General features: G+C 60.3%; 11 protein-coding genes. 5 read left to right on the forward strand and 6 right to left on the reverse strand.

Annotated features, from left to right (window positions below; genetic code table 11):
* Position 1 precedes the first annotated feature (1 nt).
* Both Enr8_RS07860 and Enr8_RS07865 read right to left on the reverse strand, forming a co-directional pair.
* Positions 2 to 1,780: an Hsp70 family protein gene (locus Enr8_RS07860; protein ID WP_146430200.1), complete on the reverse strand. Its 1,779-nt coding sequence runs from the start codon at positions 1,778 to 1,780 to the stop codon at positions 2 to 4.
* Between the two features lie 42 nt (positions 1,781 to 1,822).
* Positions 1,823 to 2,350 carry a DUF2760 domain-containing protein gene (locus Enr8_RS07865; RefSeq protein WP_222434819.1) on the reverse strand — a complete coding sequence of 176 codons (528 nt, stop codon included), beginning with the start codon at positions 2,348 to 2,350 and terminating at the stop codon, positions 1,823 to 1,825.
* A 257-nt stretch (positions 2,351 to 2,607) separates the two neighbouring features.
* Between Enr8_RS07865 and Enr8_RS07870 the strand changes: the two genes are divergently transcribed.
* The 5 genes from Enr8_RS07870 to Enr8_RS07890 all read left to right on the forward strand — a co-directional run bounded on the left by Enr8_RS07870 (position 2,608) and on the right by Enr8_RS07890 (position 9,270).
* Positions 2,608 to 3,984, forward strand: a complete 1,377-nt coding sequence (locus tag Enr8_RS07870; RefSeq protein ID WP_146430203.1) for an MFS transporter — start codon at positions 2,608 to 2,610, stop codon at positions 3,982 to 3,984.
* A gap of 128 nt (positions 3,985 to 4,112) precedes the next feature.
* Positions 4,113 to 4,910, forward strand: coding sequence for an alpha/beta fold hydrolase (locus Enr8_RS07875; RefSeq protein ID WP_146430205.1), 798 nt, complete (start codon positions 4,113 to 4,115; stop codon positions 4,908 to 4,910).
* A 205-nt stretch (positions 4,911 to 5,115) separates the two neighbouring features.
* Positions 5,116 to 7,179, forward strand: a complete 2,064-nt coding sequence (locus Enr8_RS07880; RefSeq protein ID WP_146430206.1) for an AAA domain-containing protein — start codon at positions 5,116 to 5,118, stop codon at positions 7,177 to 7,179.
* A gap of 160 nt (positions 7,180 to 7,339) precedes the next feature.
* A complete protein-coding gene (locus tag Enr8_RS07885; protein WP_146430208.1) occupies positions 7,340 to 8,611 on the forward strand; it encodes a Gfo/Idh/MocA family protein in 1,272 nt (423 codons plus the stop codon).
* Complete coding sequence (locus Enr8_RS07890; RefSeq protein ID WP_146430210.1) at positions 8,611 to 9,270, forward strand: SGNH/GDSL hydrolase family protein; 660 nt, start codon at positions 8,611 to 8,613, stop codon at positions 9,268 to 9,270. Before Enr8_RS07885 ends, Enr8_RS07890 begins: the two co-directional genes overlap by 1 nt.
* A 143-nt stretch (positions 9,271 to 9,413) precedes the next feature.
* Here Enr8_RS07890 and rpsU read toward each other — a convergent pair whose 3' ends face one another.
* From rpsU to Enr8_RS07910, 4 genes are all read right to left on the reverse strand, one after another.
* Positions 9,414 to 9,611: a 30S ribosomal protein S21 gene (gene rpsU / locus Enr8_RS07895; protein ID WP_002652995.1), complete on the reverse strand. Its 198-nt coding sequence runs from the start codon at positions 9,609 to 9,611 to the stop codon at positions 9,414 to 9,416.
* Positions 9,612 to 9,957: 346 nt separating this feature from the next.
* Positions 9,958 to 10,428 carry an SET domain-containing protein gene (locus Enr8_RS07900; protein ID WP_222434820.1) on the reverse strand — a complete coding sequence of 157 codons (471 nt, stop codon included), beginning with the start codon at positions 10,426 to 10,428 and terminating at the stop codon, positions 9,958 to 9,960.
* A gap of 101 nt (positions 10,429 to 10,529) precedes the next feature.
* Positions 10,530 to 14,321 carry a S8 family serine peptidase gene (locus Enr8_RS07905; protein ID WP_146430214.1) on the reverse strand — a complete coding sequence of 1,264 codons (3,792 nt, stop codon included), beginning with the start codon at positions 14,319 to 14,321 and terminating at the stop codon, positions 10,530 to 10,532.
* Positions 14,322 to 14,579: 258 nt separating this feature from the next.
* Positions 14,580 to 16,064 (reverse strand): deoxyribodipyrimidine photolyase, encoded by a 1,485-nt coding sequence (locus Enr8_RS07910; protein WP_146430216.1) that lies wholly within the window; start codon positions 16,062 to 16,064, stop codon positions 14,580 to 14,582.
* Between the last annotated feature and the right edge of the window lie 5 nt (positions 16,065 to 16,069).

Raw genomic sequence — 16,069 nt, forward strand, 5'->3', positions numbered from 1 at the left:
CCTAGTCGTCTTCGCGTACGTTGAACTCCAGTTTCCAGCGTCCGCCGGTTCGCGGGCTTACGCACCACAGCTCCAACTGCCCCAGTTCGGTAATCTTCGATTCGAAGTTGACCGGCACGTACGATTCTTGAATCGCCTCGTCCTTGGTGAGCAGCGTCTCGAGCGGATCGGTTTCCGAGATCTCCTCTTCTTCCCACCGCTGCAGCGCCAGCCCAGGCTGATCGTCTTTGCGGATCGGCGACGAGAAGAAGCGGAACTTGGCGGTCTCGCCCACGACCAGGCCAACCTCTTGCGACGGAACGTGAATCGACGTTCCCTCTTCCATGCCGATCGGCACGACGTTGACCAGGTTCAGCGGACGGGGCGCCCCGGGAATCGCCAGGCCGGCTCGCTCGACCCCGATGTAATAGGCCCGGGCAGTGCCGCCGCGGATCCGAATGCCGCCATGCTTTTTCGCCCAGCCATAGTATGTGGCGCCGCGGGCGACGGCGTAGTCCAGGTCATGCGGCCCGGCTAAACGCTGCGGCGCTTCGCTCGACCAATCGGCCAACACTTCCATCAGGCGATCTTGGAAGGCGTCGCTTTTGAACACGCCGCCGTTGAACAACACGTGCGTGACCGGCTTGTTCTCGTCGTCGCGATGGGCTTGCAAGAACGTCGCCAGGTGACGCGTGATAGCCGGGTCCGACTCGTACGGCAGTCCCAGTTCCTGGAAGCCGGAAGCGTGCCCGCGTTCGGGATGGGCGTCGGCGCCGCACTTCGGAAAAAAGCCGTCCAGCAACAGCTGCATAGCGCGATCGCGCGGGACGTCGACGGTCACGGTTCCGCCGATCAACTTGCTGCCGCGTCCCAAGACCGAGACCGGGTGCGCTTCGGCGCCTTCGTCTTGCAGCAGCGATTCTTTGGCGGCGCGGCACGAGTGCCAGAGCGATACCGATTGCCACGGGTCGAGGTTGACGCCCTTGTCGGCGAACAGCGTCGAGACGTCAAACGCCAGCGCCAAGTCCATGTTGTCGCCGCCGACCAGCAAGTGATTGCCGACCGCGACGCGGCGGAGCGACAGCTCGCCACCTTCTTCGTCGACTTCGACCAGCGTCAAGTCGGTCGTACCGCCGCCGACGTCGCAGATCAACAGGCGATCGTTCACCTTCAGTTGCTTCCGCCACTTGTCGTCCCAGTGGTTCAGCCAGGCATAGACGGCGGCCTGCGGTTCCTCGAGCAGGACCAGCGTGTCGGGCAATCCGGCGCCGGTGGCCGCTTCGCGCGTCAGTTCCCGAGCGCTGGCGTCAAACGACGCCGGCACGGTCAGCACGACCGTTTGTTCGGCTAGCGGCGATTCGGGGAACTTGGCGTTCCAGGCGGCGACCAGATGTTCCAGGTAACGGCGGGTCGCTTCGACCGGCGAGATTTTCGGCATACCTTCCGGCGCGTTCCAGGGCAAGATCGGCGCCTGGCGATCGACCTTGTGGTGCGACAGCCAGCTCTTGGCGCCGCCTACGGTCCGATCGGGGGCATCGGCCGATTGGCGCCGGGCGATTTCGCCGACGGCGAAGTCGCGATCTGCGGCCCAGGGCAGATCGAGCGATTGCTGTGATTTCTCGGCATCGCCGCCGAGATAGCAAAACGACGGCAGCGAGTGGCGGTTGTCGACGGTGTTGGCGGCGATCAGTTGCGGCAGTTCCAGCAACTCGACCTCGGCCTGCTCGCTCTCGAGCGGAGCGTACGCGACGACGCTGTTGGTCGTCCCCAGGTCAATTCCAACGACGAAGTTGGCAGGCATCATTCCATTCCTATTTGCAGTGAGAGTCCGCCGAAGGGGAGCCTAAACTTCAGCTTCCGCCGGGGCAAGAATCTTGGCCGCTTCCGGCTCTCCATTCCATTTGGGCAATTCGCAGCGAGTCGCCTTCCAGCCCGCATGCACCAGGCGGGCGCTCGACGGCGGCGTTGCGCCGACCGATCCGACCAGCCGTAATTCGAGCCGATTGGAGTCGGCTGGAACCTCGATCGTGGTCCCTTCTTCTTCGCTCCGCAGCCGCGTAATGCCGAAGATCCGGTCGAGCGTCGCTTTGGTATCTCGATGAACGTCGCGAACCGCGGCCCCGATTTGTGCGTCTGCAAAACTGCTTAGGTCTTCCTGAAACAAGTCGAGGAAGCGGGCCTCTCGCTGCAGCGCGGCGAGCAACACGAGCGCATCGACGCCGGGATGGACTTCCGGTTTCGGCGGGGTCGCCGGCTTCTCTTCGAGCTTGGCGGCCTGGCCGCTGGGCGAAGGAAGGAGCACGGTCTGCGCTTTTTCCGCCGTTTCGGAGTTGAACAGGACCTTAAAGAACAAACTGATGGCAGTACCCAATCGGCCCATGGAAATTCGTATGTCCTCCAATGCGGGAAAAAACGGCGACAGCAGAGTGTCCAACCTATCGGGAGTCGCCTTCCACCGCAATTACCGACCAGCGAAGGGCAATCGCGGCGACCTAAAGCTGCCGTTAGGGAAACCGACTCCATAACCGATTAGAGCGCGCCAACCCGCAGGCAAATTGGCATATCGAGCGGTCGCCATGACCGTTAGTATATGAACTTTCCAGGTATCCATTAAATCCCGAGAACCGCATGTCGACCGTCGCCAAATTGGAGCCGAGACCGCCGCACCAGGAAGAGCGCACCCCGCCCTCCGAAGCGAAGCCGGAATCGACGCCAAAGCCGCGACCGGATTGGGTGGTGCGCGCCGTGCCGTTCTTCTACGGCTGGTTGATGCTGCCGATCTCGATGGTCGCCCAGTTTGCGACCAGCCCGGGGCAGACCTACGGCGTCTCCCTGTTCAACACGCATTTCTCCCGCGATCTGCAGCTGAGCGCGCTCGACGTTTCGTTCGCCTACATGCTGGGGACGATCATCGCCTCGCTGCCGATGTCGTTGATCGGCGGGCTCGCCGACCGGTTTGGCCTGCGGCGATCGATGGCCGTGGTGGTGGTTATCTTTGCCGCCGCCTGTTTGTTTATGTCGCAGGTGAGCGGCGTCTGGACGTTGTTTCTCGGCTTCCTGCTGATTCGGATGTTTGGGCAAGGTTCGCTGACGCTGCTGGCGACCACGTCGGTCGATATGTGGTTCCGCCAGCGTTTGGGGTTCGCGGTCGGCATCCGTAACCTCTCGATGCCGATTTCGCTGGCGCTCTTCCCGCTGATCACCGAACTGCTGATCGAAAACGTCGGCTGGCGGATGACCTACGTGGTGCTCGGCCTGGGCGTGGGCGGCCTGATGCTGCCGCTGTTGGCGATCTTCTTCCGCAATCGTCCCGAAGATATCGGACAGCTGCCCGATGGCGCAAGCAGCGTGGAGGATGAGTCGCGCGAGCCGAGCGACAAGCCGCTGCCGGTTGACCTGCAACTTCCGCAATTCACCCTGGGCGAGGCGTTGTTGACCCGGTCGTATTGGATTCTCGTGGCGCTGATGTCGTGCTGGGCGATGATCGCGACGGCCTTGACCTTTGTGATGGTGCGTTTTTTGGAAAGCCGCGGCCTGAGCGAAGACGAGGCGCCGATCATTTTCCTCTGCACCGCTTTGACGATGGCGATCTGCCAGTTTATCGGCGGTTGGCTCGCCGACCATATCAAGCTGCACTGGTTGATGGCTGCTGGCGGCGTGGGGCTGGCGCTCAGCGTGATTTGCTACGCCAATATCAACTCGGCTTACGGCTGTGCGCTGTTTGGCCTGGTCTTTGGGGCCGCGCAGGGAGTCGCCGTCTCGGGGGCCAGCAGCGCGTGGGCCCGGTATTTCGGACGAGCCCATCTCGGTAAGATTAAGGGGAGCTCGATGACGTGGATCGTCGCCGGCAGCGCCGCGGGCCCCTATTTGTTAAATCTGGGGGCCGCCAATCTGGGCGGCTACGAGCCGGTGTTGTGGCTGTTCACGGCGATCTTTGCGTCGCTGGCGGTCGCGTGCCTGTTCTGCACGCCGCCGCACGTGAAGTATCCCGGCCCCGAGTTCTAAACCGAAATAGAACGCGGAAGTCATGGATCCATCACGGCAGGAAAATAGAGATCGCTCTCGCTCCGCCCGTGATCTAACCGTGCTCTCCGTGTTCTATTTTTCGCCGCCGATTTCAGGAATGACGCTTGATGACTGCCGTGGATGAGTACTTCGATAGCGACGGCGTAAAGATTCGCTATGTCGAGCAAGGTTACGGCGAGCCGGTCGTGCTGATGCATGGCTTTACCCGCAACATCGAGCATGGCTGGGTAAACTACAAGCTTCTCGATCATCTGAGCGAGCTGTATCGCGTCATCGCGATGGACGCTCGGGGACATGGCAAGAGCGATAAGCCGCACGAAGATGTCTACGGTCGGCAGATGTACGCCGACGTTGCGCGATTGCTCGACCATCTGAAGATCGAGTCGGCCAATCTGGTCGGCTACTCGATGGGAGGCCGGATGGCGCTGAACGCGACCATTCATTATCCAGAGCGGGTCCGGTCAACGCTGCTGTTGGCGGCCGGCGCCGGTCGCCCCGGCGACGCCATCGAGCTGTGGGACGAATTGCAGGAGTCGCTCGCCCAGCATGGCCAGTTGCATCCGCTGATGAAGGTGCTGTGGTCGAGTCGCAATCCGCCCAGCGATCGTCAATTGGCGGCGATGAACGCCAACCTGATGGAAGGGAACGACCCGCTTGCCTTGGCCGCGGTCGCGCGGGGCTATCGTGAGCTGGGCGTCACGTCGGAAGAGGTCGCCAGCATCCAGACGCCGCTGCAGGTGGTGATTGGCGAAGAAGATGCCGCCGCCAAGCACGACGCCGATCGTCTCTGCGAAGACTCGCCCCACGCGACCCGCATCATCGTCCCCAATGCCGACCATTTCACGCTGCTCTTGAAGCCGCAACTTGGCAACTACATTGTCGACTTCCTGCAACAAGTCTCGTAAGACCAGACGCTAGCCCGCAGTGCCAGCGAGGGAATGGGGGCAAAATGTCTAAGGCCTAATTCCTAATGTCTAATACCGGAAGATATCTTCTTCATTAGACATTACGAATTCGACATTAGTCATTTGCCGCAGGCCCCAGTCCCTCGCTGGCGCTGCGGGCTAGTGTAAGACAACGTCTCCGCCACCTCCTTTCTTTGCTCCCACCATGGCCAAGCTCCATCTCGAATCGCTTCCTCACGGCACGACCAGCGGCGGCGTCTTCAAACTGTTGATCGAAGAGGCGGGCGTCGCCAATCGTGATATTGGCCGCATCCAATTGCAGCGCCGGACCGTGGCGGTCGAACTGCCTGGCGACATCTGCGGGCGGGCTCAGCGAAAACTGGCCGAAACGACGCCCGAGTTGGTCGCGTGGGTCGAGCCCGACGAGATCGAGACGCCGGCGATATTTCGCCAGTTCGAGCAATGCCTACATTGGGAAGCGCAAGAACAACAAGAGCGGATCGCCAATGATCCTTCCGCGCTGCGACTGAAGGGCCTACGTCTTCAGGATCAATGGTCGGCGCTTGGCGGACGCGTCGTGTGTAAGCTGACCGGCAAGAACCCGCAAGCGTCGCTCCCGATGCATGGACTGCGGGTCGGCACGCCGATCGTGCTGCTTTCTAGCGGCGGCGAAGATCGGGCCCGCGGCGTGGTGACGCGGCTTACTTCCGCTTCCATTGAAGTTGCGATCGGCGACGTCTGGGAAGGAGAAGAAGACAAGCTGGCGGTCGCGATCTCGACCGATGACGTCGCCCGCGGTCGGCAAGAGCGGGCGCTGCTGAAGGCGGCGTCGGCCAGCGGCAATCGAACGGCCGAGTTGCGGGACGTGCTATTGGAACAGCAAGCACCGGCGTTCGACCCGCCCGACCCAAGTCTGAAATCGGCCCGACTGAATGACTCACAACAAGCGGCCGTGCAATTGGCCCTTTCCGCCCGCGACTTTGCGATCATTCATGGACCGCCCGGTACCGGAAAAACTATCACGTTGGCCGAGATCGTCCAGGCCGCCGTCGCCCGGGGCGAAAAGGTGTTGGCCTGCGCCCCCAGTAACCTGGCGGTGGATAACCTGGTCGAGCGGTTTTGGGCCTGCGGTGTGAAAGCGGTCCGGCTTGGTCACCCCGCTCGCGTAAGCGAGTCGCTGCATGATGCTCTGCTCGAATCTCTTGTCCGTGAACATCCCGACGCGAAGCTCGCCGACAAACTGGTTAGCGAAGCGAAGACGTTGTTTCGCAAAGCCGATCGATTCACCCGCGCCAAACCGGCGCCTGGCGAAAAGAAATCGCTGCGGGAGGAAGCCCGGGCTTTGCTCGAAGACGCGGCCCGCATTCAACAGCAAACGCTCGAACGGTTGCTCGATGACGCCCCAGTCGTTTGCTGCACGCTGACCGGCGTCGATGACGATCTGCTGGGCGCCCGGCAGTTTGATTTGACGGTGATTGACGAAGCCTGCCAGACGACCGAGCCCGCCTGTTGGATCCCCGTTTCGCGGAGCCAACGGCTGGTGATCGCCGGCGACCATTGCCAGTTGCCGCCGACAGTCGTTTCGCAAAAGGCGGAAGCGACCGGCTTTGGGGTGAGTTTGCTAGAGCGGCTGATCGCTCGCTATCCGAAAGCGGCGCTGCGGCTGGAGCGACAATACCGGATGCATAACCACATCATGGAGTTCAGTTCGCTCGAGTTTTACGATGGCGCCCTCGAAGCGGACGCGACGGTCGCTGGCCACACGCTGTCTGATCTGATCACGGCCGACGAGATCTGGGCCAAACCGGTGCAGTTTATCGACACGGCCGGCGCCGACTATCACGAGGCGAAGGACGACAGCTCCAGCCGCACCAATCCGCGCGAAGCGGAGTTGGCGGTTCGCAAAGTGAACCAGCTGCTCGCCCTCGATCTGCGGCCGGAGCAGATCGCGGTGGTGACTCCTTATGCGGCCCAGGTTCGCCTGTTACGCGAGAGCCTGCCGGCGGGGGTCGAGTGCGATTCGGTCGACGGGTTCCAGGGGCGCGAGCAGGAAGTGGTGATCTGCTCGCTGGTGCGGTCGAACGAAAATGGCGAGATCGGCTTTCTGGCTGACGTCCGTCGGATGAACGTCGCCATGACCCGGGCTAAACGGAAGCTGATCGTGATCGGCGACAGCTCGACAATCGGGGGGAACGAGTTCTACGGCCGACTGCTCGAATATGTCGAAGCAATCGATGCCTACCACTCTGTCTGGGAGGAAATGGAATAGGCTATCGGTACGGGAAGCCGCCCTTAGTTTCGCTTAATGTTGTGATTTCTGGCTATGTAAAGGGTTGCAAGCAGATCGCGACACTTTGCGACTTGCGCCATTTGGGTTATTCTGAAGGTTTCCCGCTAACACACTCCTACCTGCGTAAGTGAGTTCATTTATGACGCATTCTGTCGCGAGTCGTCGTCAGTTTCTGAAGACGTCGGCGGTTGCGGCGGCCGGTCTGGCTGTCGCCCCCGCGTTTGTTCCCTCGACGGCGTTTGGCGCCAACGAGCGAATCATTACCGGTCACATCGGTTTGGGCGGCCAAGGTCGCGGTAACCTCGGCAAGTTCATCAAGAACGCCGTCGCCATCTGCGACGTCGACAGCAAGCATGCCGAGCAGGCCGCTAAGACGGTCAATGACAAGGCCGGTACGAAGTGCGAAATCTACGGCGACTACCGCAAGGTGCTCGATCGCAAAGATATCGACGCGGTCGTGATCTCGACCCCCGACCATTGGCACGCCCTGCCGACCATCCATGCCTGTGAAGCGGGCAAAGACGTCTACTGCGAAAAGCCGCTGACGCTGACCGTGGTCGAAGGTCGCAAGATCGTCGACGCCGCCCGGGCCAACAAACGGATCGTGCAAACCGGTTCGCAGCAGCGCTCGTCCAGCAACTTCCGCAAGGCGTGCGAACTAGTTCGCTCTGGCTATCTCGGCAAACTGCAGCAAGTCTTGGTTGGCATCCCTGGCCCCAACCATCCGGGCAAACCGGTCGCTGACTCCGATCCGCCGTCGGAACTCGATTACGACTTCTGGCTCGGCCCGGCGCCGCAGCGTCCGTACAACAAGAACCACGTTCATTACAACTTCCGCTTCTTCTGGGATTACTCGGGCGGTCAGATGACCAACTGGGGCGCTCACCATATCGACATCGCCCACTGGGGGATGGGAGTGGACGACAGCGGCCCGATCTCGGTCGACGGCAAGGCGACGTTCCATCCGCAGAACTGGCACGACGTCACCGAAACCTGCCGCATCACCTACGTCTATCCGAACGACGTGACGATGATCCTGGGCCAAAGGCAGAAGGACGTCCGGCTCGGCACGACCTTCATCGGCGAAAAAGGAAAAATCTTCGTCAATCGCGGCAAGTTTGAAGCGACCCCGGACGAAATTGGCGAAATCAAGCTGACCGATAGCGACGTTCGCCTCTACAACAGCTCGAACCACCATGGCAACTTCCTCGACTGCATCAAGAGTCGCGAACTGCCGATCTGCGATGCGGAAATTGGTCACCGGACCGCGACCGCTTGCCACCTGGGCAACATTTCGTGCCGTCTGGGCCGCAAGTTCGCGTGGGACGCCAAGACCGAAACGATCTCGGGCGACGACGAAGCGGCGTCGATGCTGTCCCGTCCCTATCGCCAACCGTGGGAGTTGACCTAATGAGGCGTATTAGCCTGATCCTGGTGGCGCTAGCCGCCTTGGCGTCACCCGCGCTGGCCAAAGAGTATGACCCAGCTCGCTGGGAGAAGGACATCGCCAAGATCGAGGCCCGCGACGCAAAAGAGTCGCCCGCCAAAGGAGGCGTCGTCTTTATCGGCAGTTCCAGCATCCGGATGTGGGATCTACCGAAGTGGTTCCCGAACCAGCCGGTGGTGAATCACGGCTTTGGCGGTTCGCACATGGAAGACTCGACGTACTACGTCGATCGCTTGGTGACGCCGCTGGCGCCGAAAGCGGTCGTCGTCTACGCCGGCGACAACGACATCGCCCACAAGTACTCGCCCGAGCGAATCCGGGACGACTTTCTGAAGTTCGTCGACAAGGTCCACAAGGACTTGCCGGAAACGAAGATCGCCTACATCGCGGTCAAGCCGAGCCTGTCTCGCTGGAAGATGATCGACGACGTGCGGGCGACCAATCGCCTGATCGCCGCTGAGTGCGAAAAGAGCGATCTGCTGACCTTCGTCGACATCGACGCCCCAATGCTAGGCGAAGATGGCAAGCCGCGGCCGGAACTGTTCAAAAACGATGGCCTGCATATGACCGACGCCGGATACAAGATCTGGACCAAAGCGGTGCAGCCGGCGATTGGGAAGTAAGAAGAAACCTGGTGGCATGCTCTTACGGCGCCTACCCGATTACAACGCACGAGAAAAAGCCCGCGTGAGTCTCACGCGGGCTTTTTCTTTGTACGTTTCTGCAATCCTGACCGTTCTCGAACGCAGCAGCTGCTGCGTGAAAACTAGTCGAGGTAGAGCGAGCGTTCTTTGGCAGAACGACGTTCAGCGCGAAGACGAGCACGACGCTTCAAATCGCTCGGCTTTTCGTAGAACTTGCGACGGCGCATTTCTTTCTTCAGACCGCTGCGCATGACAAGTTTACCGAAGCGACGAACAGCTTCTTGAATCGACTCCTTCTCGCGAACCAGAACTTTGACCATGTCTTTCCTGAATAACGTAGCGTGAACGAATTGGGGCCGCTGTGGGCGACGCAAAAGAGGCCAGAAACCCTTCTAGTCTCGTCAGTAAGCAATAGCGAAACGACCAATATAGCCGATTATAGGCCACTCCGCCTAGACCTATCTCAAGAATATTGAACGCTTTACGAAAAGCTTACGCCGATTCCTGAGGCCTTTAGCTGCCTGTTGAAAAATGCCTCGTGACATTTTCCAACCTCGCCAGGCTCAGAGCATAGCTCTTCGCGGCTCGCAAAATAACGACTTACGTCGTTATTTTGGGATCGCATCTGTGCGATCACGCAGTCCGTCGAGAAAATCAACCGGACTGTTAGGCTGGCATCGCCGAAGCGTCGCCGTTGTCCGTAAGTCCTTTAGGTGTAGGATTTTGCGGCGGATTTAGCAGGTTCAGCTCTTCTGGGTCGACAATCCACCCCCGACATTGGCTCGCGCCGCACCCGCACGGGATCGCCGCATTGGCCGGCCAGGCGTAGTCGATCGTCAGTTGATCCCCCATGGCGATTGGGCGGATCGTTTCGACCCAGATCTCGGCCGGCTGCTCGTCCTCTTCGTGATAGACCAGGCAGCAGTTCGGTTCGCAGCTGTGGTTCAGATAGCGGAATGGTTCGCCCGGTTCCAGCGAGAACGTTCCGCCCAGATCGATGCAGTAGCTGCTGGAGTAATGCTCGTCGTCGATCACCTCGCCGGTGACCATCGCGAGGAGCGTTCGCTTACGAAAAGCGCGAGCCGCAAACAAACCCTTTCCATAGGGAGTGTCGCCTACCTGAAACAGATTGTCCAAGAACTTCGTCCTGTTGCTGTGCATTTGGAAATCAAAACGTTGACTCCATGCTAACCAGCAACGTGATTTCGGGAAGGGGCGTTGACGATCGCGGCGGTGGATTAGAACGGCGCGTAGTCGCCGTTCCGGCGCAACAGCCGCCATTGGTTTTCATACTTCTGCAGAAAGTCCCAACCCAGTTCGCCGTAAATGTCAGACCGCTTCTTGTAGAGGATCAACTTGGTCGGCTCTCGCTTGATCAGCTTGTTGAGCAGCTCCAGCGCTTCCCCCTGACGGTCCATGCGTCGCAAGCGGCGATCATGCACCAAGGCGTATTTCTCTTCGGTCGTATCGACCCAACTGGCGAGCTGCTGATAGGTCTTTTCGAACAGCTCCTCCCGTTTCTCGGGATCAGCGGGGCTCTTTTTGATATTGGGATCAGTTTCGTCGGGCAAGTCCATGTAGGCGATCGCGCGACACTTGCGATACAGCGCGTCGGTCAGAATGTCGCGCTGCTCGTTCATCTCGCGGCTGCGCTCTTTTTCTTCGTCGGTCTTGGGGTCATGTTTGCGACCGAAGTAGCGAGCCAGTTTGTTCTGCGAAATCTGCGCGATCACCTTGTCGGCCGCCTTCACGATTTGCGGTAGATGCTGCTTGCGGTCATCGCTATCGAGCATGTGGAGACGCGCCGTCAACACTTCCAAATTGTTGGGACTTTCTTCCAACAATTTTTCGGCCAGTTGGTGGAACGGCTCTTTGTCTTTCATTTTCGCCAAGACGCCCAGCTCGGCCACCTGCAGATCAAACAGCTTTTCTTCGAGCGTCTTCTCCTTCGGCTTGTCGCTAGAAGAGGTAGATTCTTTGGGCGCCGGCGGAGGGGGAAGATAGATCAGGTCGAACCCGCCGGGGCGACGGCCTGCGCCCGCCACATCCTTCTGCTCGGCGCCAAAGTAGATCTTGCCCAACAGGCGATCACGCGGGCCGATCGTCTTGGGCAAGGCACTTTCGGAAGGACGGCCCAGGTAAAACGCTTCCAGTTCGCCGTCGGCGATTCGCTGGCTGGTCAGTCGGCCTGATCCGCTCATCACTTGATCAAAGCTTCGCCGCACCGGCAGCGCCGCTTTCGACTTCAGATCTTGATCGAGGAAGATCGGCATCCCTTCCAGCTTTTCGAGCGACTCACGATCGAAATGCCGCATGAAGAGCCGCAGCGTGTAGTCCCCTTTCGGCAGCTTGGCCGAACGTCCCGAGACGCCAACCCCCATCTGCCGCTTGTTCTTGTCGTAAATCATCCAGAGTCGGCCTGACCAGATCTCGAAGGCGGAGTCGTCCGACATCACCGACGGCCGCGGCTTCACTTTGCCCGCTTCCGGCATTGAAAATTCGTACGTCAGCGTCAACGCGTAGTTGCGTCGCTCTTTCGGCAGCAGATCGCGTTCGGCCGACAGTGGCGTAATCTCCGACCTCTTCGCTTCGATCACCCGGCGCCAGGTCGATAGCTCCGCTTTCGGCCCTAGATGCTCTAGGCCGAACGCCCCGATCACTTCGACTCGCTTGGCGTAGTCGACCCCGTCAAAGACAAGCGTCTGATTGATCGGATCGAGCGAATGGAACGTTAGTTGGCAGTCGAAGTCGGCATCCCCCAGGCTGTTCCAGCAGTGGGCCAGGCAGACTTCCAGCGTGCGCCCTTCGGCGACCGGGAAGCTGACGTTTTTGACTTCCCCTTCGACGAATCGCATGTAAGACCGCTCTTCGACGTTGCGGCTATCCTCTTGCGGCAGCAACTGCTTGGTATGGGCGATCATCAGCCGCGATCCGTCGAACTGGCCGGCGGTGATTTTCAGATCGGCCCAAGTGGCGCCGACCGGAACCTGAATAAAATGGCGCTCGACTTGGCCGGCGGTCGATTTCAGCTTCTCTTGCCAGCTGTTTTTCGACTTCAGTTTGACCGTTTGCGTCACCGTGATCGGCAGACGAAAGAGGGCGCCGGCGGCCTGATTGTCGGCATCGTAACCGCGGATCTCGGTGAAGTGGGCGCCCGGCGGCAGCACCGTCGGATCGACTTCAATTTCAAAGTCGCGGCCGCCATACGCCAGGAAGAAGACCTCGGGCGTTTTGACCCAGTCGGCGTCGCACTCTAGGCGAACCTTCATGTCGAACGACGACTTGTCGGCGCTGGCGACATCCTCCGGAAAGAGCGGCTCGACCTCGATTTTCGCCTGCAGGGTGGTCGCCAGGTCATCCGCCTCACGCAAGTAGATGCCGCGATCATTGTTGCGTGACGTCACTTTCACGTCGTAGTGCAGACGGGCGTCGATCTGCTCGGCATGTTCGGCCAACCAATCGTAGGCGGCGTCAACTTGCAACAGACCCTGCCCCATCGCAAACGGGCTACCATCTTGCAGCGCGCGGGCGCTGTTCTGGATCGCTCGCTTCACCAAGGTGGGGGAATACGGGATCTCGTCCTGCTTCAGCGCTGAGACGAGCATCGCCAGGCCGCCGCAAACGTTGGGAGACGACATCGACGTGCCGTTCATCAATTGCTTGGGAGTCAGCGCCCATTGCGACACCGGAGCGATCGCGCCGCCGGGAGCACAAATGTCGACCCCCAGGTCACCATCGGAAGTTGGCCCGCGGGAACTCCACGTGTAGGGTAATTCCTCCAGCTTGTCGCGGAGCGAATAGCTGACCTCGGCCAGCTCGGGCGAAACATAGGCGCCGACGCCGATGATCGACGTGGTCGTTCCGCCGGGAGCGGTGACCGTGGTGAGCGCCGGGCCGTCATTGCCGGCGCTGGCGACCCAAATGATGCCATGTTTGTAAACGATCTCGTTCTGCAGGTCGGTCAGCGGGCCATGGTTGGGAATCGGCGCCGCTCCGCCGTAGCTCATGTTGATCAGGTCGACCTTGTTTTCGATCGCGGCCAGCATGCCGCGGGTTTTGCCGGTCCCCAGCGAGTTGGAACCCACCCGCGTATCGCCAATCTTGACCGCCACAATCTGGGCGCCCGGGGCGATGCCGTTTTGCTCGGGGTGATCAGGATGGTAGGCGGCGATGATGCCGGCCACGTGGGTGCCATGCGTGCCGCAGTCAGTCACGACCGAGAGCAGGTTCCCTTTGTCGTAGATGTTCAGAGCGTAGTTGAGCAGCCCCTCGTCGTCGAAGGTGGCGTATTGCCGTTTGGCCCGGTAGTTGGTCATCAACTTCTCGTCGGCCAGGTCGCCATCTTCGTCGGTGTCGAGGACCGCCCGCCACGCTTTGCCGTCGTTAAAGACGACGCAGTCGTAGATCGGGCCGGGATCATCCCAGGCGCCATGCGCTTTGGCCAGTTCCTTCTGCCGCGTCTTCAGCTCGTCGAGTTCTTCTTGTTGTTCGTCGCTGGGCTTGGGATGGGCCGACTCGAACGCGACGATTTCGTCGCTCAGTTTGGCTTGTTGGGCGCGGAACGCTTCGTCCCACTCTTTCTTGCGTTCGGTCTTCAAACGGCGGACGAGGGCGCCAGGGAATAGATCGTAGCCCCGCTTCATGCCCAGGTGAAATTTGCCGCTGGGGTTCTTCCACTTCTTGGGGATCGTCAGCTCGCGGCCGGTCAGACCTTCCAGCACGCCCTCGTTCGCTTCGCGAACGGTCGAGGTATCGACGTCGCCGCTGCCCGAGGCGTCGACCATGTCGACAATCTTGGGCCGGCCGTCGGGGGTCTCTTGCAAACCGACGGCGCCAGGGTCGACGCCGGTATCAAAGACGGCGACCGTCACGCCGCGGCCGTCCGCTTCGGCATGGTCTTTCAAGAAGCGGATGGCGCCGATTTCCGACTTCGGCAACAGGCCGTAGTCGGGGAAGGTCGCGTCTTCGCCGTAGGCGGCGACCGTGAGAACCGAGCCGAGGATGACCGGAAGGAGAGAGCGCAGAAGCATGGTGATCGATCGGTTGGAGAGGTAGGATTGTAGCGATGATGTCGGGCGGGGCCTTTCTATCTTACCTTAGTCAGCGTGACCGAGCGGAGGTTCATCCGAAAATCTGCGGTCGCCATCCCATAAATGCCCTCGTGGCATTTTCCAGCCTCGCCAGGCTCAGAGCGTAGCTCTTCGCGGCTCGCAAAATAACGACTTACGTCGCTATTTTGGGATCGCATCCATGCGATCACGCAGTCCGTCGAGAAAATCAACGGACTGTTAGCGGAAAAGTCGATTAGGCGCGTAGTTTTCGATATACCGCCGAACCGGGATCTTCTTTGCCGTATTTTCGCTGCTCATGTAACGAATTTTGCCAAAGATCTTCCGCTCGGGACCCCACGCCCGATCGTACCGCCCCAGGCACCAAAAAATTCCGCTGTAAGAATTTGGGTTCCGCCCGTCGACCGTGTACTTGTTGTTGAGCTTGATCAGCACGTCGAGCGCTTCGCGCGGCGTCGGCGACCACTCCAAGATTTTCTTGGCCCACAGCATCCGCAGATAGTTGTGCATCCGCCCTTCGACGACCAATTGCGTTTGGGCGGCGTTCCAAAGCTCGTCGTAGGTTTTCCCCTTCGCCAGTTGCTCGAGGTTGTAGAGGTGAGGGCGTTTGTCGTTCGCGTGATCGGCCAGCGTTTTTTGGGCCCAGTCGGGCAGCGATTCGTAGCGGTCATAGTTCGACTCGCGCGAGCACATGTTGTAGCCGATCTCGCGCCAAGTGATCAGTTCGTCCAGGAAGCTCTCGGCGCTCGGCGACATGTTCCACCACCCTTCCCGCGAGCCGGTCGCCTTGCCGCTCAGCTTTGAGACGTCCCAATTCTCTTGCGCGGTCAGCCGCGAGAAAATGTCATGGGTCGAGATATGGCCGAAATGGAGATAAGGGGACAGTCCGCTGGCGACGTCGGCCTCGGGGGAGTTCCGCTTGTCGCCGTAGCGGGCAAGCTTGCTCTCAAGAAACGTCGCGAGCGTACGCTCGGCGGCGGCCGCTCCGCCTACAAGAACCGAATCACGCACCGATTGGTCGATCGGCAGGTCATCGAGCGCACTGGAGTTGGCGGACAGCAACTCTTTGGACGCCGGCGGGTATTTCTTCTGAATTTCGGCTATCAGATTCGCCTGGGCCTTAGGGATCTTGGCGGCGGCGAGCGGATCTTCGTCGGGAAACTCCGGCAGGTAGTCGCGCAGATTGTGGTGCAGAAAGCGGCGGAAGCTGTGAGCGACGGTGAACGTCTTGTCGCCGGCCCGCATCGGCAACAGGCCGTTCGAGTCAATTGACTCTAGCTTGACGTCGACCATCCGCGACACGGCCCGCACCATCCGCGCTAGGAAGAAACAGGGAAAGTCGTCAGTCACAATCACGCACGATTGTTTGGCCAGGGCGGCGAGCAGCCCGTGATCGGCGTCTTTGTTGGGCTCAACGTACGGATAATAGAGGGCCGGCGTGGGCTTAATCGCCTCGGCATTGTCTCCCATCCCCTGCAGCGCAAATCTGTGCAACCGGCGGCTGGCCCACGGATAGTCGATCCGCAGCGCCTCCAAAATCACCAGCGGCTTCCTCAAGTCCGCCGCCCAGTCGACCGCCCGCTGCAGACTGAAATTGAAGCGCGTTCGCCGATTGGCGATCATCCAATAGAGAACGAAATCCCCATTGTCATTGATGGGAGCGTCGTTGCAGTTAGTCAGGCGTAGCTTCGGAAAAACTTCCACGTTGA

Origin of the sequence: Blastopirellula retiformator (assembly GCF_007859755.1) — a bacterium.
GTDB classification, from domain to species: domain Bacteria; phylum Planctomycetota; class Planctomycetia; order Pirellulales; family Pirellulaceae; genus Blastopirellula; species Blastopirellula retiformator.